The organism is Nocardioides korecus (genome assembly GCF_054778395.1).
This window is the reverse complement of the sequence record NZ_BAAGZO010000002.1, coordinates 291,216-316,278: the sequence shown is the minus strand read 5'-3', so window position 1 is coordinate 316,278 and position 25,063 is coordinate 291,216. Positions and strand designations below refer to the sequence as shown.

Genomic DNA, 25,063 nt, shown 5'->3' with positions numbered 1-25,063 from the left:
GGTGGCCGACTCAGCGCAGCCGGACCACCAGCCGGGTCGTGCCGCGCCCGGTGCCGCCGTCGACCAGCACCTGGCGGCCGCGGGCGGTGCTGACCACGCGGAAGGCGCGGGCGCGCCGGCCGTCGAGGCGCACCGAGGACACCCGGGCCCCGGCGGGGAGGACCGCGCCGATCTGCAGCCGCCAGCGCCGGGTCTGCCGCACGGTCGTGCGCAGCGTCGTCGTGGACTGCTGGGCGCTGACGTCGACCCAGCCGGCGCCGCGCCCGGTGCCCAGCCGCACGTGGCTGCCCGACACCGTGGTCTGTCCGGTCGGGACCTGCGGCACCACCGCGAGGCGACCACGACCCAGGTCGGGCGAGACCCCGAGCTGGTAGTGGACGACCGGCCACAGGATCCCGTAGGTGCCCCAGGCCTGGACCACCATCGAGCGCTCGGTCAGCGGCTTGTCGATGTTGGCGCCGAAGTCGGGCGAGGGCGCGATCTCGGGCATCGAGCCGGGGAGCTCCCACACCGACGGGTCGAGCTGGGTGCGGGCGTTGCCGGTCGTGTAGTGCCCGGCCTGGTCGGCGGCGGTGCGACCCAGGGCCGACTCGGCCGCGGCCATGATCGAGGAGTTCAGCGTGAACACCGAGCGCTCGGACTGCACGCTCGAGGTCGCGCTGTCACAGGTCGCCCCCTTGTTGCCGCCGGCTGCGGTGGTCGCGCCCGTCCCGGTGTGGAACAGGCCGAAGGTGTCGGTGTAGCAGGGGCCCTCGCGGCCCTGGAGCAGCGCGCGGGCGTGGGCGGTCGAGGCCAGCGGCCCGTCGGGGCGGCCCGGGCGGTGCAGCTCGACCTCGGCCGGGGTCACGCCGGTCCAGTGGCGCTGGAAGACCTGCTTGTTGCCCGGGTCGTCCAGCGAGTCGGCGTACTGGTTGCTCGTGGGGCCGTTCCACCAGGCCTTCTCGAAGCGGCGCTCCAGCCGCTTCGCCCGGGTGGTCGCCCAGCGGCGGGTGGCGCGGTCGTTCTTGCCGGCGGCGAGGTCGGCCAGGTCGCGCAGGCCACGGATCGTGTAGACGGTGTTGTCGAGCTTCTCCTCGCCCATCCCGTCGCGCTCGACGTTGCCGAGGCCCTCGGGCCAGCCGTCGCCGTCCTGGTCGAGCTTGGCGAACACGTAGCGCAGGTTGCTCCTGGCGAAGGAGTACATCTGGTCGCGGAAGCGGTTGTCGCCCGTCCAGCGCCACACCAGGTCCACCAGCGAGGGGAACTTGGCCGTCTCGTCGGTGTTGCCCGCGTCGGTGGTGGCGCCGAAGTAGACCTGGCCGTCGGGGGTCACCTCGTGCACGACCTTGCCGCTGCGTCCGTTGGCGACCAGCGAGACGTCGCGCAGGGCTCGCAGGTGGTTCTCGATGCCCGCGAACTGGCCGCTGGTGACGGCCGCGAACCCGGTGTACTCGCCGTCGGTCGCGAACAGCCAGGGGTAGTCGGGGAAGCCCGCGCCGAACCAGCGGGCCCGGGCCACGCTGCCGCGCGCCGGGGGGTACGCCGTCCCGCCGTTGGTCACCCGCACCTGCAGGTCACGGGCCTCCTGCACCGAGTCGGCGAGGTTCTGCTTGCTCCAGGTGACGCTCTGCTCGAGCAGCTTGTCGCCGGGCAGGCTGACCCGGGTGGAGGAGTCGACCGCGCGCCGGGCGGCCACCTTGCGGGCGAGCAGCCGGGCCGGGTCGGCCAGCGCCGCGGCCCGCTGGCGACGCGCGTCGGCGACGCCGTGGTCGGACCCGCCGACCGCGAACCACACCGTGGTGCCGCCGGCCGGCACGCTGACGGCGTACTGCAGCTGGCCGCCGGTCCCCTTGCCGTACGCCGTGTCGTCGCACCGCGCGGGCGGGGTCGGGGTGCCGGGCCCGGAGGCGGGGCAGACCACGTCGCCCTGGGGCCCGCGGTGGTCGGGGCCGAGCTCGGTGCCGGTCGGGGTCAGCGAGGACCCGACGACCGCGGCGTAGTCGTGCCGCTCGGCGTTGGCCACCGGCGGCGTCCCCTGCTCGGTGAACAGCAGGTCCTTGCCGGAGACCGCGCCGGTGTCGGGGAGGTTGTAGGTCTTCTGGCTGGGGGTGGTCTCGCCCCAGGGGTAGGCCTTCATCAGCTCGGAGTGGGCGTCGACGGCGAGCTGGACGGTGGTGGCCGTCGGGCTGTCGAGGCGCAGGCCCACCAGGCCGGCGCGCAGGCCGTCGGGGGCCACGTCGGTGCGGGTGATCGCGACGCCGTCGTGGGTGCCGAGGTCCATCCGGGAGTAGCCCCAGCCGCTGGTGTACCTCTGCGCGGTCAGCCAGGCCCCGCCCGCCTTGAACCACAGCCCGTCGAGCAGCTTGATCGGCGGCGTCCAGAACCCGCCCATCTCGCCGCGGGTGTGGAACCCGGTGGCGGGGTAGCTGCCGTCCTCGGTGCCCATCGACCAGAACCGGTCGCCCGTCACCAGGCTGCGGCGGTCGGCCAGCCGGGTGCTGGTGGCCAGCTCGGGTGAGGTGGCCAGTCCCCCGGTGTCGTCGGCGGCGACGGCTCGGGGCCGGGGCGTGACGGCCGAGCCGGCGGCGGTCGCCGGGGCGACGCCGGTCACGGCGGTGGCCAGGACGGTGGGGACGGACGTGGCGGCGAGCAGCAGGCTCCCGAGACGGGTACGACGCATGTGCCCATCGGACCCCCCGCGCCCCGCGTCGCGTCGCATCCGCCCCGGCGTGTCCTGCGTCACATCGTCCGCACGGGACGGTCCCGGGGCCGCAGAACCCGGCAGTCGGTGCGAACCGGACATCACGTCACCGGACGCGTCTAGCATCGGCCGGGTGGCTCGGGGACGTTCGTTCGGCGACACCCTGAGGGGTGTCGTCGTGGTGTCGGTGGCGCTCGCGGTCATGGCGGCGGTGTTCTGGCGCGTGGGCCTCTCCCCCGGCGGCTTTTCGACCTGGACCAGCGGTGCCGGGGCGTCCGGCATCGGGTCCGGCACCGGCAGCGGCGCTGGTGGTGGCGCGGGCACGTTCCGCTTCATCGCCCACCAGCCCGGGGCGCCGGACCGTCCGGTGACCTACGACCGCTGCCGCACGCTGCACGTGCTGCTCAACCCCGCCGGCGGTCCCGACCTCCCGGGCGGCACGGACGCGGTGGTGGCCGAGGCCGTGGACGCCGTACGCCGGGCCACCGGGCTGCGGCTGGTCCTCGACGGCCGCACCTCGGCCCGACCCGCCGACCGCGCGGTCGGCAACCCGCTCGGCGACGGCCTGGTGGGCGGGCGCGACCCGCGCGTGCTGGTCGCCTTCGCCACCCCCGCCGAGGTGCCCGGGCTGAAGGGCCCGGTGGCCGGCCTCGGCGGCAGCACCCGGGTGGGCGTGCCCGGCGGGGTGAGCCACTACGTCGGTGGCCAGGTCACCCTCGACGCCGGCGCGTTCGAGGAGATCGCCGACCGTCCCGACGCGCACGACGAGGCCCGGGCGATCGTGATGCACGAGCTCGGCCACGTGGTCGGCCTGGACCACGTGGAGGACACCGGCGAGCTGATGCACGCCCAGAACCTCGGTCGCACGACGTTCGGCCCCGGCGACCTCCGCGGGCTGGCCGCGCTCGGCCGGGGTCCCTGCCGCTCCTAGGAAGGGCCCGGCCACGAGCGGCCGCACCCGCGGACGCCGCTGCGGCGTGACGCCCGTCTCGTGACACGGCACACCCGAAACCAGGACGTCATCGGGGCATCATCTCGGCGTCACCGTCGTTGGGCACAGTGAATCTTGGATCGTTCCAATCCGATGCGATCCACCCGACCGACCGATGACATCGATCCCGTGGAGGACACCATGAGCACCATCCGACGCTTCGCCAGCACCCTGAACAGCTACACCCTGTGGGCCTTCAACGCCCCCGACGTGCTCAGCCCCGGCCGCCGCGGCTGAGGTGACCGTGCATGACGCCCACCATCCGGGGCCCGGCCAGCCGGGTCTCGAGGCGGCGGGCGTTGCGCTTGAGCGGTTGGGCGACGTACTCCCCCAGGATCACGCCGGCCGCCAGGGCGATCGTGGTGGCCGCGGCCGCTGAGAGCTGCACGACGCCCTGGCTGTCGCCCTGGGACATGAAGCTCAGGCCGCGGTAGATCGACAGGCCCGGCAGCATCGGCACCAGGGCCGGGACCACCACGACCAGCGGCGGCACCCCGACGCGTCCGGCGATCGTGTAGCTCACCAGCCCGATCACGACCGCCGCCCCGGCCGCGGCCCACGGCATCGACTGCGTCGGGCTCTGCACGCCGAGGTAGGCCAGGTGGCCCAGGAACGTGCTCATCGCCACCGCCGGCAGCGCCCTCAACGGGGCGTAGCAGGAGAACGCGAACGCGCTGGCCGAGATGATCGCCCCGACCAGCACGAGCGGCGGGGCGCCCAGCCCGCTGTCCCCCGGCCGCACGCCGGCCAGGTCGACCCCGAACGAGGTGCCGATCGCCAGACCGGCCGAGACGCCCGCGATCAGCCCGGCGGTGGCCAGCAGCGCCTCGATCACCCGTGCCCCCGAGGTCAGGTAGAAACCGCTGAGCGCGTCCTGGATGGCCCCCATGAAGCCGATCCCGGAGAGCAGCATCACGATGCTCGCCGTGATCACCAGCGAGGTGTCCACGTCGAGGTCCAGCTGCTGCTCGAGCGCGCCGGTGCCGAGCGCGAGCAGCGTGGCCAGCAGCCCGCCGGCCGCCTGCTGGTAGAACATCGGCCACTGCTGGCGGCTCAGCACCTGCATGAGCAGGGTGATCAGGACGCTGGCGACCGTGGCGACCACCGTCACCACCAGGCCGCCGCCCAGGATCGGGGCGATCGCCCCGCCGACGGCGCCGGACCCCAGCGTCACCGCCCACCGGGGCAGCCAGTGGCCGGTGGAGTTGATCCGCGCCACCCGGGCCCGCGCCTCGGTGACGTCCACGCGGTCGGTGAGGACGTCGTCGACCAGCTCCTGGACGCGGGTCAGGTCGTCGTAGTCGATGTCGCGCACCGCGACGTTGCGGGTCAGCAGGACCGGCACCTCGTCGGGGTCGCTCTGGTAGCTCATCCGCAGCAGCGTGAAGGTCACGTCGACGTCGGCGTTGCGCAGCCCGAGGTGCTGGGTGACGCCCAGCATGGTCGCCGTGACGTCCGCCGCCCCGGCGCCGGAGGAGAGCAGGATCTCCCCGATCCGCAGGGCGAGGTCGAGGACCTTGTAGGTCTCACGGGCGTCAGTCACGCCCGCCATTGTGGGCCTCCGCGACCGCCTCCCCCAGCCCCTCGTGCGAGCGCGGTGAGGCGATTCACAGGGGACCCCGCGGACGGTCGGGAGCCCGCGTCACCGGACCGTCACACGGCGGCCCTACGGTGGCAGCCATGACCTCCGACCTCCGCGAGCGCGTGCTCGCCGCCAAGCAGTCCGCCGGCCTCACCTGGGCCGAGATCGCCGAGGCGCTCGGCCGACCCAAGGAGTGGACCGTGGCCGCCCTGTTCGGCCAGCACCCGGTCCCGGCCGAGCTCGCCGAGAAGGCCGGCGCCCTGCTGGACCTGACGGCCGACGACGTGGCCCGGCTGCAGCGCCAGCCCTACCGGACCGCCGAGCCCGAGCTGCTGGGCGACCCGACGATCTACCGCTTCCACGAGGCGCTCCAGGTCTACGGCCCGACCATCAAGGAGCTGATCCACGAGGAGTTCGGCGACGGCATCATGAGCGCCATCAACTTCAGGCTCGACGTCTCGCGCCGGCCCGACCCCGACGGCGACCGGGTCGTGGTGACCTTCGACGGGAAGTTCCTCGACTACCGCTGGTGAGGCGCCGCGCGCCCCTCGCTAGCGCCGGTGCGGCGCCCGCTCGGCGTCCTCGACCAGGCCCCGGAGCCGCTCGGCGAGCGCGGGGGTGAAGGAGCCGGCCGGCGCCCGCCAGCCCCAGTTGCCGTCGCGCACGCCGGGGGTGTTCATCCGGGCCTCGCTGCCCAGGCCGAGCAGGTCCTGGGCGGGCACGACGGCCAGCTGCGCGGTCGAGGCCGTCGCGAGCCGCACGAGCGCCCACGGCATCTCCTCGGTCGGGTCCTGGAGGTGCTCGCGGGTGCGCCGCCGGGTGTCCTCGTCGATCGAGCGCCACCAGCCGAGCGTGGTGTCGTTGTCGTGGGTGCCGGTGTAGACGACCGCGTTCACGCCGTGGCGCTCGGGCAGGTAGGGGTTCTCGGCGTCGCCGTCGAAGGCGAACTGGAGCACCTTCATCCCCGGCAGGCCGAAGTCGGTGCGCAGCCGGTCGACCTCGGGGGTGATCACGCCGAGGTCCTCGGCCACGAGCGTCCCGGGGCCGGCGGCCTCGACCAGCGCCTCCAGCACGGCGTGGCCGGGCCCGGTGACCCAGTGGCCGTCCTTGGCGGTGGGGGCGTCGACGGGGACGTGCCAGGCGGCCTCGAACCCGCGGAAGTGGTCGATCCGCACGAGGTCGAACAGCTCGCGCTGGCGGGCGATCCGTCGGCGCCACCAGGCGAACCCGTCGGCGGCCATGGCCTCCCAGTCGTAGTGCGGGTTGTTCCAGCGCTGGCCGTCCACGGCGAAGTAGTCCGGCGGCACCCCGGTCACCTCGGTCGGCCGGCCCTGGTCGTCGAGCTGGAAGAGCTCCCGGGCCGCCCAGACGTCGGCGCTGTCGGGGGCCACGAAGATCGGCAGGTCGCCGAAGAGCAGGACGCCCCGCGCGGCGGCGTGGGTGGTCAGCGAGAGCCACTGCTCGGCGAAGACCCACTGCTCCAGGCGCACCGCCTCGACGCGGTCGGCCACCGGCGCGAGCACCTCGGCGACCCGCTCGGGGTCGCGGTCGCGCAGGCCGGGCTCCCAGGTGAGCCACGAGGTGCGCCCGGCCAGCTCGCGCAGCACGGTGAACTCGGCGTACTCCTCGAGCCAGGGCTGCTGCTCGCACCACACCTCGAACTGCGTGCGCTGCTCCTCGCTGAGCTCGGCCACCGACCCCAGGCCCGCCTCGTCGCGCAGCTCGGCGCTGATCAGCAGCGGGTTGCCGGCCATCGCCGAGAGGGAGTTGTACGGCGACCCCTCGTCCTCGTGCACCGGCACCAGCGGCAGCACCTGCCAGACGCTCACGCCGGCGTCGGCCAGGAAGTCCACGAACGCGTGCGCCCCCGGACCCAGGTCACCCTCGGGGAGCGAGGTGACGTGGAGCAGGACGCCCGCGCGACGCACCTGGAGCGGACCGGACCCGACGGCGCCTTCAGACATGCCCGTGATCCTAGGGCTCACCGACCCGCCCCCGCGGGCGCCGGCCCACCCGGGCGTGACGCACACCACCACCCGACCTTTTGCACTCACGCCCACCTGAGTGCAAAACTGCACTTCGTGACCCAGAGTGCAACCACGGCTCCGAACGCCGCGCCCGACCTGCGCACGGCCAAGCGGCAGCAGACCGCGCAGCGGATCACCGAGGTGGCCCGCCGCCTGACCGTCCAGCACGGCCTGGACGGCTTCACGATGGACGACCTCGCCCAGGAGACCGGCGTCTCCCGGCGCACCCTGTTCAACTACGTGCCCGGCAAGGACGACGCCGTCCTCGGCCCGTTCCCCAGCCCCACCCCGGAGCTCTTCGAGACCTTCGTGGCCGGCGGCCCCCACGGCAGCCTGGTCGACGACCTGGCCACCCTCGTGGTCGAGATCCTGCAGCAGAACCCCGAGACCCCCGAGCAGGTCGCGCTGGGTCGCGAGGCCCTGCACGCCCACCCCCGCCTGCTCGCCCTGGCGCTGCAACGGCTCCAGGAGCTGGTCGAGTCCTGCCAGGAGTTCGTCCAGCAGCGCGAGGGGTCGGCGTACGACCGGGGGCGCTTCGACGTCGCCCTGGCCGTCGTCGTCGCCTGCCTGCACCTGTCCATGGACCGGTTCCTGACCGGTGACCACGGCGCCGACCTCGCCCCGCTCTTCCTCGACTCGCTGGCCACCGCCCGCGACCTGCTCCGCTGACCCCGTCCCTGCCTCCCGCCCTCCCCCTGCGCCTCCCCTCCCTGACCTCCTGGAGCCCCCCATGGCCACCCTGCTCTACCGCCTCGGCCGCACCGCGTTCCGCCGCTGGCCCGTCTTCGTCGCCGCCTGGCTGATCGCGCTGATCGGCATCGGGGTGGTCGCCACGTCGATCTCCAAGCCGATGGTCGACAGCTTCTCCATCCCCGGCATCCCCTCGCTCAAGGCCCAGGACCTCCAGAAGGAGCTGTTCCCCGGCACCCCCGATGCCCAGGACCAGGCCAGCCTCACCGTCGTGGTCGCGGCGCCCCAGGGGCACACCCTGCGCGAGAAGGAGTACGCCGCCAAGGTCGACGCGCTCGTCGCCGACCTCTCCCGGCTGACCCAGATGCCGCGCGACGTGCGGCTGGTCAACCCGGTGCGCGCCTCGGACGCGCAGTACCAGCGCGCCGTCAGCGAGTCGGTCAAGGGCGGCACCCCGAAGCCGGTCGCCCAGGCCAACGCCAAGGCCCTGCTCCCGCTGAGCGCCGACGGCCGGACCGGCACCATCACGTGGACCTTCGCGGTGGGGTCCGTGGCCGACGTCACGACGTACACCCGCGACACCCTGCTCGCCGACCTCGCCGACGCCCGCGCCTCCGGCCTCGACGCCCAGGTCAACGGCTCGGGCATGCAGGCCGTGCCCGAGACCGGCGGCACCAGCGAGCTCGTCGGCATCGGCGTGGCCCTGGTCGTCCTGATGATCACCTTCGGCTCGCTGGTCGCCGCCGGCCTGCCGATCCTCTCCGCCCTGGTGGGCGTGGGGCTGGGCATCCTCGGCATCACCGGCGCCACGGCCTTCACCACGATCGGCACCACCACCCCGATCCTGGCCACGATGATCGGCCTGGCGGTCGGGATCGACTACACGCTGTTCATCCTGGCCCGCTACCGCAACGAGCTGCGGCGGGGCCGCGAGCGCTCCGAGGCCGTGGGCCGCGCGGTCGGCACCGCCGGCTCGGCCGTGGTGTTCGCCGGCCTGACCGTCCTGATCGCGCTGGCCGCCCTCAGCGTCGTCGGCATCCCGTTCCTGACCAGCATGGGCCTGGCCGCCGCCGGCACCGTGTTCATGGCCGTGCTGGTCGCCCTCACCCTGCTGCCCGCCGTGCTCGGCATGCTCGGCGAGAAGGCCTTCGCCGGCCGGGTGCGCCGCCGCGAGGACAAGCACGACGCCCACGGGCTCGCGCTCAACAACGGCGTCCGCTGGGCCCGGCTCGTGGGTCGCGCGCCGGTCGTCGTGCTCCTGCTGGTCGTGGTCGGCCTCGGCGCGCTGGCCGTGCCCGCCAAGGACCTGCACCTGGCGCTGCCGACCGACTCCACCGCCGCCCAGGGCACCACCCAGCGGCAGGCCTCCGACCTGATCTCCAGCGCCTTCGGCCCCGGCCGCGAGGCTCCCCTGCTGGTCGTCGTCGACGCCCGCGAGGCCGGCTCGCGCGCCGAGCGCTCGAAGGCCATCGGCCAGGTCGTCTCCTGGGCCGCGCGGGAGAAGGGCGTGACCAACGCGCAGGTCATCGCCATGAACCAGGCCGGCACGGGCGCCCAGGTGCTGGTCACTCCGCGCACCGGACCCGACGCCCAGGCCACCACCGACCTGCTCTCGACGCTGCGGTCGGGGCAGTCGGGCATCGAGGCCCGCTCCGGCACGAGCGTCGGCGTCACCGGCGTGGTCGCGATCCAGACCGACGTCTCCGACCGGCTGACCAACGCGCTCCCGGCGTACCTGCTGATCATCGTGGGCCTGGCGTTCCTGCTGCTGATGCTGGTGTTCCGCTCGGTCCTGGTCCCGCTGACCGCGACGCTGGGCTTCCTGCTCTCGGTCCTGGCCACGCTCGGGGCCACGGTCCTGATCTTCCAGGAGGGCCACCTCGGCCTGGTCGAGGGTCAGCCGCTGGTGAGCTTCATGCCGATCATCGTGATGGGCATCGTGTTCGGCCTGGCGATGGACTACCAGGTGTTCCTGGTGACCCGGATGCGCGAGGCGTTCGTGCACGGGATGTCGGCGCGCGAGGCCGTGGTCGACGGGTTCCGCAACAGCGCCCGCGTCGTCGTGGCGGCCGCGACCATCATGATCTCGGTCTTCGCCGCCTTCATCCTCCAGCCCGACCCGCTGATCCAGTCGATCGGCTTCGCACTGGCCGCGGCGGTCTTCTTCGACGCCTTCGTGGTGCGGATGGCCCTGATCCCGGCGGTGATGTACCTCCTGGGCGACAAGGCCTGGTGGCTCCCCCGCTGGCTGGACCGGGTGCTGCCCTCGGTCGACGTCGAGGGCGAGCGCCTGCAGACGGAGTACGTCGGCACCCACCTCGCCGACCCCACCGAGGAGTCCGACGAGCCCGACGAGCCCGACGACGAGCCCACCGGCGAGCGCGAGCCCGACCTCACGCACGCCTAGGTCCACATGGCACGCGTGTGCCATTGCCGCCCGGCGCGTGGCCCGTCTAGGGTCTGGGGCGTCCCGGAGCACCGGGGCGCCCCCCGTCGTCGCCCAATCCTGTCCGGAGCGAGGGGCCCACGGATCACACGCGGACAGGAGCGGGGAACCCACGTTCCACCGGACCAGCGCCCACCGCGCCGGTCCTGGGGTGAGGCCACACACGTGGCCGGGCAACTCCAGCCCGAACCCGACAGCTAACCCCGCAGGCGCCCGGAGGAACACTCATGCGCCTGCGCACCCTCGCGTCCGCTCTCGCGGTCGCCCTGGTCACCACCGTCCTGGTCACCCTCTCCTTCGCCGGCTCCGCCGACGCGGCCACCATGCGCACCTGGCAGCGCCTGGCCAACTGCGAGTCCGGCGGCCGGTGGCACATCAACACCCACAACGGCTACTACGGCGGCCTCCAGATCTCCAGCGGCACCTGGCGCGCCTACGGCGGCAAGCGGTACGCCCGCGACGCCCACGCCGCCTCCCGCTACCAGCAGGTGAAGATCGCCACCCGGATCAGGAACAACCAGGGCTGGGGCGCCTGGCCCTCCTGCTCGCGCCGCATCGGCGTCCGCTGACCCCTCGGTCCAGCAGACCGCTCAGCCCCGGGCCGCGCCGTACCCCAGCACCGCGGCGAGGCCCAGCGCGCTCCGCGGGGCGTACGCCGTGCGCCACAGACCCCCGTGGGCCGCGGCGTACGCCTCGTCCTGCCAGGGGTGCTCGTGGCGCGGGCCGCCGCCGGTGTGCAGGTCGTGCACGAGCAGCGCGGCCATCAGCACGTTGGAGGTGGACGGGTCGAAGACCTCGACGCCGAACCGGTGCGCCCCGGCGTACGCCGCGGCCAGCGCGCGGTTCTTGACCACCGAGCGGGTCCGCGTCGGCGGGGCGACGTTCATCGACACCGTCGACCCCTCGGCGCGGGCCACGGTCGCGCGCCAGCGGTGCACCCGCTTGGCCAGGGCGTAGTTCGGGCCCTGCTGGGCGACCAGGGAGTCGTTGACGCCGGGGTCGCTGCCGGCGACGTACTGGCGACGCAGGAGACGGCCCCCGGTCAGCGTGCGCAGCGGGCGCCCGACGACCTTGGACCGCGCCCCCCGACCCTCGTACGCCGCCGTGGACGCGGCGACGGCCTCCCCCGGCACGGCGAACACGTCGGTCGGCGTGGCCAGGAACCCGAGCGCGACGTCGTCGCGGGCGTCCTGGAGCCGCGTCGTGAGCTCGTCGACGGCCGCGGAGAGCCGCAGGTTGACCGCGCCGTCGGCGTAGACGTAGTTGCCGACCACGAGCTCGCCGGGCTGCTCGGCCAGCCACCGCGCGACGGCGGGCACCGCGGTGAGCAGGTCGACGCCGGCGACCTCGTCCAGCGGGCCGGAGGCGCCCCCGGCGACCGGCGCCACGAGGCTGCCGGCCCCGTCCTTGGCCAGCTCGAGGGTGCGCCGCCAGATGTCGGGGCGGGCCAGGTCGACGGCCGCGACCCGGGCACCCCACCGCATCAGCGCGGGCAGCGGGCCCATCTCGGAGCCCGCGCCGAGGACGGCCACGGTGCGGCCCTCGAGCCGCAGCCAGTCGGGGTTGTCCAGGACGGCCTCCACGGCCTCACCGACGCTCGGCTCCACGACGCCGGCGGCGACCCACTTCTCCACCCGACGGCGTACGCCGGGCCCGCGCAGCCGCTCGCCGCGGTAGGGCAGCACCAGCTCGCGCACCGGCTCGCCGTTGCCGATCACCTCCACGCCGCTGACGGGGCCGGCGCCGAGGTCGCCCGCGACGCCGGCCGCCACCTCCGGCCACTCCGGGAGCGGGTGCTCGCCGGCCTTGTCGGCGACCCGCATGCGTCGGTTGAGCGAGGCCAGCCCGTCACGGGCGATGGTGACGGCGTCGTCGGGCGAGGACAGCCCCGCCTCGACCAGGCGCCGCATGTGCGTCAGGTAGTCCGAGCGCCACGCCGTGGCCTGCTCGGCCGCCCGCGCGCCGGTCGCGTCCACCCCGCGCAACGCGTCGGCAACCACCGCGCGTCCGGTGGAGGAGGTGCTGCGGCGGCCCTCGGCGTCGGTCGGGAAGACCAGTCCGCGGCGGTCGGCTTGCTCGGGGTTCGTCATGGCCTCATGGTGCCCGAACCCCTCGAGGACACTCGACACGAACCCCGAGAGGCCTCACGCAGGATGAAATCGGACGCGATCTGTTGCACCATGTCCCGGTGACCGGCAGTTTCGACGATGTCTGTGACCAGCTCGAGGAGTGGGAGTCCACGCTCCCGCCCGACGCCTGCCTCACGGCGGTGGAGGACCTGGTGGCCGGCCTCCCGCCCGGCGCCCCCGGGCGCGCCGAGGCGCTGTTCTTCGCCGGTGAGAAGGCCCTGATGGCCGGCGACCCGGTGGCGGCCCGCACCTGGCTGGAGCGCTCGGCCGCCGAGCCCGGCGAGGTCACCATCGATCCTCGCGCCGAGCTTCTCGGCTGCTTCCTGTCCCTCGGGCTGGACGACGAGGTCGAGAGCCTGCTCGAGACGCTGCGCAAGGCCTCGGCCGCGGGCGACGTCCGCGGCAGCTTCCACGAGGTCGTCGGCGAGGTGCTGGAGCAGGCCGAGCGCCTGGAGGAGGCCGAGCGCTGGTTCAACATCGGCCTGCTGGCCCTCGACGAGCACGACCCCACCGACTCCGAGGAGTCCTGCCTGGCGGGCCGTCTGCGCGTACGCCGGCTCCAGGGCCGCCCCGAGGACCGGCTCGACCTGGTCGCCGAGCAGTACCGCGACCACTACCGCGGCCACTTCGCCTCCTAGCGCCCCTTCCCGGTCGGGCGCGTCGGGACCCTTCAGGCCCCGTCGTCCTCGTGCGCCTCGTGGGTCTCGTGCGACTCGTGGACGGCGTCGAAGAACAACCGGCCCCCGACCCGGTCGGCCAGGTCCTGGGCGAGGTCGTCGAGGATGTCGGCGATCTCGTCGAGCGTGCCCATCACCGTGGGTCCGATGAAGGGGCTGGCGGGCAGCTCGTAGGAGGCGATCAGCACGTCGCCGGCCAGGTGGAACTTCAGCAGCGGCGTGCGCCGGTTGAGGATCTCGACCTCGATCCGGGCCTGCGCCGGGTTGCCGACCTCGATGACGACGTGGCTGAAGAAGCGCAGCGCCCGGCGGGGGCCCATCGCGGTGATCCACACCGGCACCGTGCCGGTCCAGATCGGGAAGTCGCCGTCGGCGTCGCGCGCGATGCCGTCGCCGTACGCCCCCTCGAGCACCTGGGTGACCAGCGCGGCCAGCTCGCCGGTCGTCGTGGGGAAGCCCAGCACCAGGTCGTCGTGGTCCTCCTCGGCCACGGCGGCCGGCACGGGGCGCGGCGCGACGTCGAGGAACGCGGGGTCGACGACGTCGAAGACGCCGCGCAGCGTGCTCGTGACCAGGGACAGCACCGCGTCGAGCTCGCCGATCTCCACGTCGCACCACCAGGTCGGGTGGTCGACCCCGTCGGGCGCCGACCAGCCCAGGGCCAGCAGCCCGGCGCGCTGCACCTCGTCGAGGTCGTCGTCGTCGGCCAGGAACACGTCCGTGCCGACCTCGAGGGCGATCTCGTCGTCCCACAGCGCCAGGCGCAGGTGGGGCTCGCACTCGCCCGCGGACTCGGCGCTGACCGTGACGGGCTGGACATCGGTGGCCCGGGCGCCAGCGGCCCGGGAGTCAGCGACCTGGGCGTCGGCGGCGGCTCGGACGCGGTCGCCGAGGTCGGCCTCGAACCGGCCCCACGCCCGCTCGACCGACTCCTCGAACGTCTCGCTCACCTGCCACTCCCCTCCCCCGGCCGGGGCCACCGCCCGCGCCTCGCGCGTCGCGCCCCGACCTGGGTCCAACCCTAGGCGGCCCCACCGACACGCCCCCGGTGGCACCGCCCTCAGGCGAGCAGGGACCGACGGTGCGGCGTCATCAGCTCGGCGACCAGGCGCGGGTCGGCGTCCTCGCGCAGCAGCGCCAGCAGCGGCTGGTGGACGTGCCGGTCCACGCCGACCGGGTCGTCCCAGAACCGCAGGACGCCGCCCCCCTCGTCGAGCAGGCGACCCAGCAGCAGGTCGCCGCGCCGCAGGTGCTGGGACATGGTGCGGTCCGGGACCTCGAGGGACTCCCCGGTCACCCCGTCCCCCAGCCGTACGCCGACCCCGGCGCGCACCTCGAGCACCTCCAGCAGCCGGCGTCGCGAGGAGGCCCAGGACTCGGCCAGCTCGCGCTCGTCGTCGACCAGCCACGCGCCGTGCAGGTCCAGGAACCGTCGCAGCACGCCGCCGTCGAACGCCGCGAGGTCCCAGGTGAGCGGATCGCCCACCAGGTCCTCGAGCTCGTCGGCGTCGTCGTCGCCCCCGTCGAGCCGGGTCACGGCCCAGTCGACCAGGGCGTGGCGGTTGAGGTCGCGCTGGAGGAAGGTCTTGACCCGCGCCAGCAGCCAGACGCCGCGCACCGGGAGCGGGTGGGCGTCGGTGCGCCCGTGGCAGGCCTTGTACTTGCGGCCCGACCCGCACGGGCACGGCCGGTTGCGGCCCGGCCCCTCCGGCGGCTCGAGCACGGGGCGCAGAGCCAGCAGCTCGGGGGCCTGGGGATCGACCCCGGCGGCCAGGTAGAGACGGTGGGCCTCGCGCGCGTCGCCCGCCACCGCGGCCACGTCGCCGAGGTCGGCCAGGGCCGCCACGAGGCCCGGGTCCTGCTCGACGGCCTGGCCCAGCAGCGTCCGGAAGGCCGACCCGTCGCCCCGGGCCTCGGCGACCAGGGCCGCCAGGTGGATGGTGACGGCGCCGGGGTGCCGCACCAGCAGCGCCTGGACCACGGGGGCGGCCCGGACCACGTCGGCCGAGGTCTCCGAGGCCACCGCGTCGGCCAGCGTCCCGTGCAGCTGTCCGGCCACCTCGGTCAGGCGCTCCTCGTCGAGGTCGCGGGCGACGAAGGCGTCGGCGAGCAACCCCCGCCACGCGACGTACGCCGGGTGCTGGTCCTCCTCGAGCCACTCCGGGCCCGGCTCCACCGTCGTCCCGGGCAGGTCGATCCCGTCGTCGTGCACCGCGAGCCGCGGGTCGCGCAGGAGCTCGGTCAGGGGCGGGTGGGGCTCCTGGAAGCTGCCGGGGGTCTCGTGCAGCACCTCCACCACGAGCTCGAAGAAGTCCACCCCCGGGTCGTCGTCGCGCCGCTCGTGGGCGAGCCGCTCGGCCGTGACGACCAGGCGCTCGGTCAGCTCGGCGTCGTCGGCCGCGTCGGTCGGCCCCACCTCGAGCGCGTCGCCGACGAGGCGGAACGCCGCCAGCTCCCCGGCCGCGAGACCGGCCAGCCACCCGTCCGGGCCGCGGAGCACCTCCGAGGCCCCGGCCGGGAACCCCTCGTCCGCGGGCCCCCGGCGGGTCTGCGAGCGGACCTCGCCCCCGCCGACCATCGGCATCCCGTCCATCGCCAGGTAGGCCAGCGGCCCGAGGTCGCTGCGGCACTCCACCACCCCGAGGTCGACCTCGGCCGCGGTCAGCCTCCGCGTCAGCACCATGCCGTCCACGACGCTCGGCAGGTGCACGAGCACCCCGTGCGCCAGCTCGAGGACCTCCGGGCGCCAGACCAGCCCGCCCCACAGGACCTCGGGGTCGACCTCGAGCCGGTCGGCGAGGTCCTCCAGGGTCGTCGGCTCCTGAGCGAGCAGCGCGAGGGCCGCGTCCGCCACCCCGTCCGGCAGCGGGTCGGCCGCGGCCGACGGGTCGTCCGCGTCGGCCTCGAGCTGGTCGACGTGGGCGCCCCAGATCCCCAGCAGAGCGTGCGGCAGCACCCAGCGCCCCGCCTCGGTGAGCCGCAGCTCCTCGTCGAGCAGGCCCAGGTCGCGCCAGAGCGGCCCCAGCACCTCGACCGCCGCCTCCACCACGGCGGCGTCGGTGCCGCTGTCCACGCCCGCCCGCTCCGCGAGCCAGCCGGCCGCGTCGAACGGGGTGCCCGCCCCCTCGCGGACCAGCAGCGACATCAGCACCAGCCAGTCGGGCAGGGCGAGGTCGCCCGAGGACGCGTCCACGCCGGCCCCGCCGAGCGACTGCCCGGCGACGAAGGTGAGCACGTCGAGCGGCTCGAGCTGCTGGACCTCGGCGGGCAGCAGGGCGCGCTGCTCCTCGGCGACGCGGAGCACCTCCTCGGGCGGCGCGGTGCCGATCACGCCCGCGCCGATCTGCACGAGCACGTCGATGGCGTCGCGCCAGACCCGGGCCTGGTCGCGCCGGATCCGCTCGGCTGCCGCCGCCAGGTCGATGTCCTCGCTCACGAGAGGCAACCTAACGGCCCCGCCCGGCGGGGGCACGCCTGGTGGGGCCGGCTACAGCCGGACGGGCAGGATCGCGAGCGCGTCGAGCACCGCGGAGACCCGTGGGACCTCGTGGGTGCGGAAGATGCCGGTGCGGCCGAGCGAGGCCAGCACGGCGAAGAAGCCCTCGGCCGTGCGCACCTCCTCGCCGAAGATGTCCATCGCGCTGGGCAGCGCGTGGCACACCGGCGCCCCCAGGGAGCGCAGCCGGAAGGTCTGCAGCAGGACCGCGGACTGGTAGCGCGCCCGGTCCAGCGGGTCGGGCAGCCAGGAGAAGCCGAAGCCGATGCCGGGGTCGACGGCCACGCTGGGCACCCCGACCGAGCGGGCGTGCTCCAGACGGCGTCCGAAGCCCTCGAGCATGGCGGGGAACTGGTCGTCGGCGACGGGCACCTCGGTCGGGTCCTGCAGGTCGCGGGCGTGGGTGCCGACGATGTGGCACATCACCACCGAGGCGCCGTACCGCTCCGCGAGGCCGAACATCTCCTCGTCGTCCGCGGACCCGCTCAGGTTGACCACCGAGGAGCCGGCCTTCAGGCAGGCCTCGACGACCGAGGGGTGGTAGCTCTCCACCGAGGTCGCCACACCGTGCGCGGCGAGCTCCTCGATCACCGGCACCAGCCGGTCGGTCTGCTGCTGCGCGGCGACGCGGTCGGTGGAGGCGTCGCTGGACTCGGCCCCGACGTCGACGAGGTCGGCGCCCTGGGCGGCGAGCGTCCGGCCCCGGCGTACGGCGTGCTCGCGGGAGACCGCGACGCTCTCGCGGTACCAGGAGTCCTGCGAGAGGTTGACGATCCCCATCAGCGCGGGACGGGCGTCGGTGTCCAGGCTGCGGTCGCCCAGCAGGAACGGCGCGACCTCGTGGTCCAGGTCGGCGCCGTGCTCCTCGACGAGCGCGGCCAGCGTGCGGAGGTCGATCACGACGCGTCCCGGCGCACGTAGCGGCCCATCAGGAAGTCCTCGGCCGTCAGCACGTGCTCCAGGGCGAAGCGGCGCGGGTCGCCCAGCACGTCGGTCTGGGGGGTGGCCGAGGTGCCGACCAGCATCGGGGAGAAGGTCAGGTCGGCCTCGTCCATCAGGCCCGCGTCGGCGGCGCTGCGCAGCAGGGACGGTCCGCCCTCGCACACGATCCGCCACAGGCCGCGCTCGACCAGCTGGTCGACCACCCACGTGATCTCGACGGTGTCGCCCGGCGCCTGCACGACCTCGCAGCGCTCGCGCACCGCGGCGAGCCGCTCGGGGTCGGGGTCGGCGGTGGTGAACACCAGCGGCCGCACGGTCGAGCCGGTGAACCCGTCCTCGCCCAGCGGCAGCTCCAGCGAGCCGGAGACGACGGCGATCACGGGCGCCTCGGCCTGGCCGGCCTCGCGGCGCCGGGCGGCGTCCTCGTCGGTGGAGCGCAGCGGACCGTACTCCTCGGCCTTGAGCGTCCCGCCCCCGACCAGCACGGCGTCGGCGAACCGGCGTACGGCGACGAACACCTCGCCGTCGGCGTCGCCCGAGATCGAGCCGCTGAGCCCGTCGGAGCCCGCGGCCGCCCCGTCCAGGGTCGCGACCATCATGGCCCGCACCCAGGCCCGCCCCCCGCGGTCGGGCCAGGGGTAGTGCTCGGGCAGGTCACCGGACTCCACGGGGCCACGCCTCGGGCCGAAGATCATCTCCACGCCCGACAACATAGTCAGACCCCGGTTAGCAGGCCCGCCCCCCGTCCGCCTCACCCCGACGGGCGAAGCCGACCATCCGCCGGTCGAGCAGAGCCGCCCGGCCCGTCGTCGAGACCCCCGACCTCGTGACCGAATCCCCTGATCAGGAGCCTCCGGCCTGGGGTACGTTCCGCTCCTGGGGCCGATGGGGCCCTCGTCCCGAGAGCTCAGGTGTCCCGTGACCGGACCCGCCCGCCGCCCGCTCGCCGCAGTCACCCTCCTCGCTGGCCTCACCGTCGCGGCGGCCCTGGCCGCCGCGGCCCCCGGGGCGTACGCCGCCCCGCCGGCGTCCCCCGCCCGCGTCACCCGCGACGCCGCGACGGTGCTGGACGCGATGACGCTGCCCCAACGGGTCGGGCAGCTGTTCATGGTCGGCACCCCGGCGACGTCGGCGAACCGGCAGGTGCTGTCCCAGATCTCGACCCTGCACGTGGGCAACGTGATGCTCACCGGGCGCAGCCACGGCGGCACCGGCGTCCCGGCCCGGGTCAGCCGCGCTGTGCGGGCCCGGGCCACCCGTGCCGCGACGGACGGCGTCGGGCTGCTGGTGGCGACCGACCAGGAGGGCGGTCTCGTCCAGGTGCTCCAGGGTCCGGGCCTGTCGCGGATCCCGTCGGCGCTCACCCAGGGCGGGTGGAGCACGGGTCGCCTCCGGGCGAGCGCCGCGACGTGGGGCGGCCAGCTGCGGACCGCCGGGGTGAACATGGACCTCGCGCCGGTGCTCGACACCGTGCCGAGCGCCCGTGCGGCCGCGCACAACCCGCCGATCGGGGTCTTCCGGCGCGAGCTCGGCTTCACCCCCGGCAGGGTCTCCTCCCACGGGCTGGCCCTGGTTGGCGGGCTGGCGAGCCGGGGCGTCGTACCGACCGTCAAGCACTTCCCCGGCCTGGGGCGCGTCACGGCCAACACGGACACGACCCGCGGGGTGACCGACCGGGTGACCACCCGCGGCGACGCCTACCTGCAGCCGTTCCGGGCCGCGGTCGAGGCCGGTGTGCCGGCGGTGATGGTGTCCCTGGCGTACTACGCGCGCATCGACGCCCGGAACCCGGCCGTCTTCTCCCCGACCGTGATCGGCGGCGTGCTCCGCCACGACCTCGGGTTCGACGGCGTCGTCGTCTCCGACGACCTGGCCAACGCCCACCAGGTCTCGCCGTGGAGCCCCGGCACCCGGGCAGTGCGCTTCCTGGCCGCCGGCGGTGACCTGGTGCTGACGGTGAACCCGGTGACCCTGCCGGCGATGTACCGCGCCGTCCTGGCCCGGGCCCAGCAGGACCCCGCCTTCCGCGCCCGCGTGGACGCCTCCGCACTGCGGCTGCTGACGCTCAAGCAGCGCCACGGCCTGCTCTGACCCCACGGGGTGGTCACGCAGCGTCCCGCTGCGGCTAGCGTCGCAGGCATGCGTCTTCCCCCGCGTCGAGTCCGGCTGTCCGCGTGAGCAGCTCCTCGGGAGGCTCCGGGCGCGTCTCGGCCCCGAAGGGCGCTCGGGAGGAGCCGGAGCTGGAGGAGACCTACGACCGGCTGGTCGAGGAGGGCCACGACCGGCTCGACCGTCCGCTGCTGGCGCTGGTCTCGACCGGCCTGCTGGGTGGGGTCGACGTCGGCGTGGGGGTGCTGATGTACCTCGTGGTGAAGGCCGAGACGGGCAACCCGCTGCTGGCCTCGCTGGCCTTCACGATCGGGTTCGCGGCCCTGCTCCTGGCCAACAGCGAGCTGTTCACCGAGAACTTCCTGGTGCCGGTGATCGCCGTGGTCGGCAAGGTCGGCACGGTGGCCCAGCTGCTCCGGCTGTGGGCCGTCACCCTGGCGGCCAACCTGGTCGCGGGGTGGGCCATGGCCGCGATGATCGTCATCGCGCTCCCGGACGTGCACGAGGTGGCGGTGACGTCCGGGTCGCACTACGCCCACCTGGGCGTGTCGTGGCGCTCGTTCTTCCTCGCCGTCCTCGCGGGCGCCGTGATCACCCTGCTCACCCGGATGCAGCACGCGACCGACGACCTCGGCGTGCGCCTGGTGGCCGCGGTGATGATGTCGTTCGTGCTCGTGGGCGCCCAGCTCTTCCACTCGGTGCTCGACTCGATCCTGATGTTCACCGGGCTGCTGACGGGCCAGGCCGGCTACACCTACCTCGACTGGCTCGGTGCGCTCGGGTGGTCCGCGTCCGGCAACCTGGTCGGCGGGCTCGTGCTCGTGACCGGCCTCCGGCTCCTCCGGGTCCCCCACCGCGTCGCCGAGAGCCGCGACGAGGGCCAGACCGGCTGAGCCCGCGTCCGCGCGGCGTACGCCGACCTCAGCGGTCGATCATCCCCTGCATCGCCTCGTTGTAGCGCTCCCCCACGACCTCGACGCGCGCCAGCGCCTCGTCGATCGCCGCCAGGTCCGCACTGGTGAGCTCGAGGTCGACCGCGCCGAGGTTCTCGGTGAGCCGGTGGGCCTTGGTGGTGCCCGGGATCGGCACCACCCACGGCTTCTGCGCCAGCAACCACGCGAGCGCGACCTGCCCCTTCGTGGCGTCCTTGCCGTCGGCGACGGCGCCGATCGCCTCGACCACCGCCTGGTTGGCCTCGAGCGCCTCGATCTGGAAGCGCGGCAGGTTGGCGCGGATGTCGCCCTCGCCGAAGGTCGTGCTGGGGTCGATCGCGCCGGTGAGGAAGCCGCGACCGAGCGGGGAGAAGGTGACGAACCCGATCCCGAGCTCCTCCAGGGTCGGCAGGACGGACTGCTCGGGCTCGCGCCAGAACAGCGAGTACTCGCTCTGCAGCGCCGTCACCGGGTGCACCGCGTGGGCCGTGCGGATGGTCTGCGCGCTCGCCTCCGAGAGCCCGAAGTGGCGCACCTTGCCCTCCGCGACCAGCTCCGCGACCGCGCCGGCGACGTCCTCGATCGGCACGTCGGGGTCGACCCGGTGCTGGTAGAAGAGGTCGATCACGTCGGTGCGCAGCCGCCGCAGCGACGCCTCGCACACCTCACGGACGTGCTCGGGCCGGCTGTTGAGCCCGGGCTTCTGCCAGCCGTCGGAGTCGACGTCGAAGCCGAACTTGGTGGCGATCACGACCTGGTCGCGCACCGGCTCCAGCGCCTCGCCGACCAGCTCCTCGTTGGTGAAGGGGCCGTAGACCTCGGCGGTGTCGAACAGCGTCACGCCCTGCTCCACCGCGCCACGGATCAGCGCGATGCTCTGGGCGTGGTCCGCGGCCGGCCCGAGCCCGTGGCTCATCCCCATGCAGCCCAGCCCCAGGGCCGAGACCTCCAGGCCGTGGCTCAGCGTGCGTGTCCTCATCGTGGCGGTCCTCTCCTCGGCGTACGTCGTCGCCCACTGTGTCCCCACGTACCCCGTCCGCGGGTTTCGACGACGGGACCCCGCGCCTCAGACGGCCGTGAACCCGTTGTCGACGAACAGCTGCGCGCCGTTGACGAAGGACGCCTCGTCGCTGAGGAGGAACAGCGCGGCCTTGGCCACCTCGATCGGCTCGCACATCCGGCCCTGCTGCTCCTTGATCGCGGCGGGCGAGACGTCGACGCCGGCGGCGGTGAGCCACTCCAGCTCGCGCTGGCCGTGCGGGGTGTCGATGAAGCCGGGGCAGACCGCGTTGCAGCGGACTCCCCGGTCTCGGAACTCCACGGCGATGGCGCGGGCGAACTGGTGGACGGCGCCCTTGGTGACGTCGTACAGCACCTCGGCCGGGGTCGCCGCGACCGCCGAGATCGACGACGTGCACACGATCGCGCCGCCGCCGGCCTCGAGCATCCCGGGCAGGACGGCCTGGGTCATCACGAACATGGAGCGCACGTTGACGTCCATCAGGAAGTCGTACTCCTCCTGGGTCGTCTCCAGGAACGGCTTCACCACCAGCGTGCCGGCGTGGTTGAACAGCAGCGTCGGCACGCCGAGCGCCTCGGTCCCCCGCGCCACCGCGTCGCGGACCTGGTCGGGCTGGCTGACGTCGGCCAACGCGAGGAACGCGCGACCGCCCGCGGCCTCGACCTCGGCCACCAGCGACCGCCCGAGGTCCTCCTGCCGGTCGACCACGATGACGCTCGCGCCCTGCTCGGCCAGCAGCTTCACGGCCTCGGCGCCGCAGCCGCCCGCGCCCCCGGAGACCAGCGCGACCTTGCCCTCGAAGCGACCCGCGCTCACGATCCGCCCCCGACCCGCTCCTCGGCCGCCTCGATCGCGGCCTCGCGGGCGGCGATGACGTCACCCATCGGCGGGCCCTGGAAGCGCCGCCGCTCGAAGGCGACCCACACGACCAGCGCGAGCACGATGAACCCGATCGTGATCGGCAGCGCGTAGTTGTTGGGCGGCTGCACGCCGATGAACAGCAGCAGCGCCATGGCCAGGATCGAGAGCACCGCGACGACGCGGTAGGCCGTGATGCCGAGGTTCCACGGACCCATGTGCGGCCACTTGTTCCCGCCGATGGTGAGCAGGCCCAGCGCGATCGGCAGGGTGAAGGAGAGGAACAGGAAGATGACGGTGCAGGACACCACGATGCTGTACGCCGGCGTGCCCTTGATCGTGATCGCCGAGGTGAACCAGACGAACAGCGTGGCCAGCACGCTGGAGGTCCAGATCGCCGCGACCGGCACCCGGCGCTTGGGGCTGACCGTGGCCAGCATCTTCGAGGCTCCGGGGATGCCGCCGTCGCGGGAGAAGGCGAAGAGCATCCGCGAGACGCTGGTGACGGTGGCCAGGCCGCAGAGGAACTGGCAGACGAAGATCAGGACGTAGAGCACGTCGCGCACGCCGTGGTTCATCTGGGCGTCCATGGCCCAGAAGAAGACGTTGAAGCCCTGCTTCGCGGCCTGGTCCATGTTGGGGATCATCAGCACGAACGACGACAGCATGATCCAGCCGCCCAGGCCCGACCAGAACACCGACGACACCATGCCGCGGGGCACGTTGTGGGCGGCCTTCACGGTCTCCTCCGAGGTGTGTGCGGAGGCGTCGTACCCGGTGATCGTGTAGACGGGCAGCAGCAGGCCGAGCAGGAACGCCATGAAGATGCCGACGTGGTTCGGCCAGACGCCGCTCGCGCCGGGGGTGCCGGTGTAGTCGTGGAAGGTCCACAGCCGCGAGATCGGGAACCCGGACGCCGCGACCAGGCAGGCGATCGTCAGGGCGATCGCGGTGGCGAAGATCAGGTAGCCGGAGATGTCGGTGAGCTTGGCGGTCAGCCGGATCCCGAAGTGGTTGATCGCCGCCTGGATGCCGGTGATGACGGCCATGAAGAGGACCCGGTTGGTCAGGGTGTCGTCCCAGCCGACCCGCTCGCCGAAGGCACCGACGAGGAAGTAGTAGGTGCCGATGTTGATGGCGCCCAGCACCGTGACCAGGCCGAGCAGGTTGAGCCAGGCCGAGAGCCAGCCGGTGAACCGGTTCCCCAGGATCGAGCCCCAGTGGTAGAGCCCGCCGGCCGTCGGGTACGCCGAGGAGATCTGCGCCAGCCCCAGCGCGAAGACGCCCGAGATCGCGACACCGACCGGCCACCCGATCCCGATCGCCGCTCCCCCGGCCCCGGCCGTCGCCTGCCCCAGGGAGTTGATGCCGCCGGAGACGATGCAGATGATCGAGAACGAGATCGCGAAGTTGGAGAACTTGCTCATCGTGCGCTCGAGCTCCTGGGCGTAGCCCATCCCGTGCAGCGCCTTGACGTCGTCGTCCCGGTCGGTGTCGGAGTACTGCTCCTGCGCGTTCTTCTTCGGTGCCTGTCGAGCCATGGCGAGGGTGCCTTTCGAGCCGGGGGGCTGCGTCACCGTGGGTCCGAGAGATGACGACCTGAGCGCAGGATCCTCCTCGGCGTACGCCGTCCGCACCTGACACGCCGGGTGGTAACCCAGACGTCACGCAGGTATCGACCCTTCTGGCTACGGAATAGAAGTTCGCCAGCGAGCGCCTGTGGCCGAGCCGCTGTTGGCCCCGACCTCGCTGGTGCCCCGCCAGCGTCGAAGACGGATTGCGCCGCCCACGTCGCGCCCTCGGGATAGCCTCCACCGATGCGCATCGGACTGCTGGGGACCCCCGACCGCTTCGACGTCCCGCTCGAGCAGCCCGAGGAAGTGACGGGCTCCGCCGCGGATCTTGTGCGCGCCGCTGGCCACGAGCCAGTGGCGCTCGACCTCACGGTGCGCGACCTCCACCGCGTCGGGGCCGTCTGGGTGCACGACGACCCGGGTGAGCTGTGGCGGCTCGGCGCGCCACTGCTGGGCGACATGTCCATCGCGCTCGACCGGGGCATGCCGCTCCTCCTGACCGGTGGGCTCGTCGCCGCGACGGAGACCGGGCTGCTGCCCGGCACGGTGACGCCGGGGCGCGGCGGACGGCGTACGGCTCGCGTCGTGTCCGCCCAGAGCTCGTGGACGGCTTCGGCTCCCGGCGGCGTCCAGACGTCGCTGGCCGTCGACCAGTCGCGAGCTCGGTGGGCCGTGGAGGAGGACGAGCGCTTCCGGGTGGTCGCACGGTGGGACGACGTGGACCGCTGGGACGTCGCCGCGCTGGCCTCCGTGGACGGCAACGTCGTGGGGCTGCTCGGCGACCTGGACTCCCCGGAGGGAGACGCGACCGGCTGGTCCTGGCTGTCGGACCCGGTGGCGATGCGAGATGCCACGCCGCTCGAGCCGGTCGTGGAACACTAGGCGCTCGAACCGACCGGGGGGTTGTCT

The 25,063-nt window shown here is 73.8% G+C and carries 20 protein-coding genes and 1 riboswitch; of the genes, 9 read left to right on the top strand and 11 right to left on the bottom strand.

Annotation, left to right across the window (positions count from 1 at the left end):
* Positions 1 to 10: 10 nt before the first annotated feature.
* Positions 11 to 2,659 carry a glucosidase family protein gene (locus tag ACYVDA_RS04775; protein WP_460815454.1) on the bottom strand — a complete coding sequence of 883 codons (2,649 nt, stop codon included), beginning with the start codon at positions 2,657 to 2,659 and terminating at the stop codon, positions 11 to 13.
* Between the two features lie 154 nt (positions 2,660 to 2,813).
* Here ACYVDA_RS04775 and ACYVDA_RS04770 point away from each other — a divergent pair, with 154 nt between their 5' ends.
* On the top strand, positions 2,814 to 3,611 hold the full coding sequence (locus ACYVDA_RS04770; protein ID WP_460815452.1) for a matrixin family metalloprotease: 798 nt from the start codon (positions 2,814 to 2,816) through the stop codon (positions 3,609 to 3,611).
* Between the two features lie 274 nt (positions 3,612 to 3,885).
* Here ACYVDA_RS04770 and ACYVDA_RS04765 read toward each other — a convergent pair whose 3' ends face one another.
* On the bottom strand, positions 3,886 to 5,223 hold the full coding sequence (locus tag ACYVDA_RS04765; RefSeq protein WP_460815450.1) for a threonine/serine exporter family protein: 1,338 nt from the start codon (positions 5,221 to 5,223) through the stop codon (positions 3,886 to 3,888).
* Positions 5,224 to 5,351: 128 nt separating this feature from the next.
* Here ACYVDA_RS04765 and cynS point away from each other — a divergent pair, with 128 nt between their 5' ends.
* Complete coding sequence (gene cynS / locus ACYVDA_RS04760; protein ID WP_460815448.1) at positions 5,352 to 5,786, top strand: cyanase; 435 nt, start codon at positions 5,352 to 5,354, stop codon at positions 5,784 to 5,786.
* Positions 5,787 to 5,804: 18 nt separating this feature from the next.
* Here the strand turns inward: cynS and malQ are convergent, their stop codons facing one another.
* A complete protein-coding gene (gene malQ / locus ACYVDA_RS04755) occupies positions 5,805 to 7,217 on the bottom strand; it encodes a 4-alpha-glucanotransferase (protein WP_460815446.1) in 1,413 nt (470 codons plus the stop codon).
* A 117-nt stretch (positions 7,218 to 7,334) separates the two neighbouring features.
* Here malQ and ACYVDA_RS04750 point away from each other — a divergent pair, with 117 nt between their 5' ends.
* The 3 genes from ACYVDA_RS04750 to ACYVDA_RS04740 all read left to right on the top strand — a co-directional run bounded on the left by ACYVDA_RS04750 (position 7,335) and on the right by ACYVDA_RS04740 (position 10,985).
* The gene (locus ACYVDA_RS04750; RefSeq protein WP_460815444.1) at positions 7,335 to 7,949 is read left to right on the top strand and encodes a TetR/AcrR family transcriptional regulator; all 615 of its coding nucleotides are present in this window, start codon (positions 7,335 to 7,337) and stop codon (positions 7,947 to 7,949) included.
* 61 nt (positions 7,950 to 8,010) lie between these two features.
* On the top strand, positions 8,011 to 10,377 hold the full coding sequence (locus tag ACYVDA_RS04745; RefSeq protein WP_460815442.1) for an MMPL family transporter: 2,367 nt from the start codon (positions 8,011 to 8,013) through the stop codon (positions 10,375 to 10,377).
* Between the two features lie 80 nt (positions 10,378 to 10,457).
* A riboswitch (cyclic di-AMP (ydaO/yuaA leader) is annotated at positions 10,458 to 10,642 on the top strand.
* 1 nt (position 10,643) lies between these two features.
* Positions 10,644 to 10,985 (top strand): transglycosylase family protein, encoded by a 342-nt coding sequence (locus ACYVDA_RS04740; RefSeq protein ID WP_460815440.1) that lies wholly within the window; start codon positions 10,644 to 10,646, stop codon positions 10,983 to 10,985.
* Between the two features lie 21 nt (positions 10,986 to 11,006).
* On the opposite strand, the gene ACYVDA_RS04735 is transcribed toward ACYVDA_RS04740, so the two are convergent.
* A complete protein-coding gene (locus ACYVDA_RS04735) occupies positions 11,007 to 12,506 on the bottom strand; it encodes a hypothetical protein (protein ID WP_460815438.1) in 1,500 nt (499 codons plus the stop codon).
* A 98-nt stretch (positions 12,507 to 12,604) separates the two neighbouring features.
* On the opposite strand from ACYVDA_RS04735, the gene ACYVDA_RS04730 reads away from it, so the two are divergent.
* A complete protein-coding gene (locus ACYVDA_RS04730) occupies positions 12,605 to 13,183 on the top strand; it encodes a hypothetical protein (RefSeq protein WP_460815436.1) in 579 nt (192 codons plus the stop codon).
* A gap of 32 nt (positions 13,184 to 13,215) precedes the next feature.
* On the opposite strand, the gene ACYVDA_RS04725 is transcribed toward ACYVDA_RS04730, so the two are convergent.
* From ACYVDA_RS04725 to ACYVDA_RS04710, 4 genes are all read right to left on the bottom strand, one after another.
* Entirely contained in the window at positions 13,216 to 14,172 is a 957-nt protein-coding gene (locus ACYVDA_RS04725) for a T3SS (YopN, CesT) and YbjN peptide-binding chaperone 1 (protein ID WP_460815434.1), read from the bottom strand.
* A 110-nt stretch (positions 14,173 to 14,282) separates the two neighbouring features.
* Positions 14,283 to 16,658: an SEC-C metal-binding domain-containing protein gene (locus ACYVDA_RS04720; RefSeq protein ID WP_460815432.1), complete on the bottom strand. Its 2,376-nt coding sequence runs from the start codon at positions 16,656 to 16,658 to the stop codon at positions 14,283 to 14,285.
* A 51-nt stretch (positions 16,659 to 16,709) separates the two neighbouring features.
* The gene (locus ACYVDA_RS04715) at positions 16,710 to 17,618 is read right to left on the bottom strand and encodes a dihydropteroate synthase (protein ID WP_460815430.1); all 909 of its coding nucleotides are present in this window, start codon (positions 17,616 to 17,618) and stop codon (positions 16,710 to 16,712) included.
* A complete protein-coding gene (locus ACYVDA_RS04710; protein ID WP_460816111.1) occupies positions 17,615 to 18,355 on the bottom strand; it encodes a dihydrofolate reductase family protein in 741 nt (246 codons plus the stop codon). Before ACYVDA_RS04710 ends, ACYVDA_RS04715 begins: the two co-directional genes overlap by 4 nt.
* 223 nt (positions 18,356 to 18,578) lie before the next feature.
* On the opposite strand from ACYVDA_RS04710, the gene ACYVDA_RS04705 reads away from it, so the two are divergent.
* Together ACYVDA_RS04705 and ACYVDA_RS04700 are read left to right on the top strand one after the other, a co-directional pair.
* Entirely contained in the window at positions 18,579 to 19,751 is a 1,173-nt protein-coding gene (locus tag ACYVDA_RS04705; protein WP_460815428.1) for a glycoside hydrolase family 3 N-terminal domain-containing protein, read from the top strand.
* Between the two features lie 83 nt (positions 19,752 to 19,834).
* Complete coding sequence (locus ACYVDA_RS04700) at positions 19,835 to 20,662, top strand: formate/nitrite transporter family protein (RefSeq protein ID WP_460815425.1); 828 nt, start codon at positions 19,835 to 19,837, stop codon at positions 20,660 to 20,662.
* A gap of 28 nt (positions 20,663 to 20,690) precedes the next feature.
* Here ACYVDA_RS04700 and ACYVDA_RS04695 read toward each other — a convergent pair whose 3' ends face one another.
* The 3 genes from ACYVDA_RS04695 to ACYVDA_RS04685 all read right to left on the bottom strand — a co-directional run bounded on the left by ACYVDA_RS04695 (position 20,691) and on the right by ACYVDA_RS04685 (position 24,121).
* Positions 20,691 to 21,680 carry an aldo/keto reductase gene (locus ACYVDA_RS04695; protein ID WP_460815422.1) on the bottom strand — a complete coding sequence of 330 codons (990 nt, stop codon included), beginning with the start codon at positions 21,678 to 21,680 and terminating at the stop codon, positions 20,691 to 20,693.
* A gap of 87 nt (positions 21,681 to 21,767) precedes the next feature.
* On the bottom strand, positions 21,768 to 22,538 hold the full coding sequence (locus ACYVDA_RS04690; protein WP_460815420.1) for an SDR family NAD(P)-dependent oxidoreductase: 771 nt from the start codon (positions 22,536 to 22,538) through the stop codon (positions 21,768 to 21,770).
* Entirely contained in the window at positions 22,535 to 24,121 is a 1,587-nt protein-coding gene (locus ACYVDA_RS04685; RefSeq protein WP_460815418.1) for an amino acid permease, read from the bottom strand. The genes ACYVDA_RS04690 and ACYVDA_RS04685 overlap by 4 nt, the downstream gene beginning before the upstream one ends.
* A gap of 276 nt (positions 24,122 to 24,397) precedes the next feature.
* Here ACYVDA_RS04685 and ACYVDA_RS04680 point away from each other — a divergent pair, with 276 nt between their 5' ends.
* Positions 24,398 to 25,036, top strand: a complete 639-nt coding sequence (locus ACYVDA_RS04680) for a hypothetical protein (protein ID WP_460815416.1) — start codon at positions 24,398 to 24,400, stop codon at positions 25,034 to 25,036.
* Positions 25,037 to 25,063: the final 27 nt, after the last annotated feature.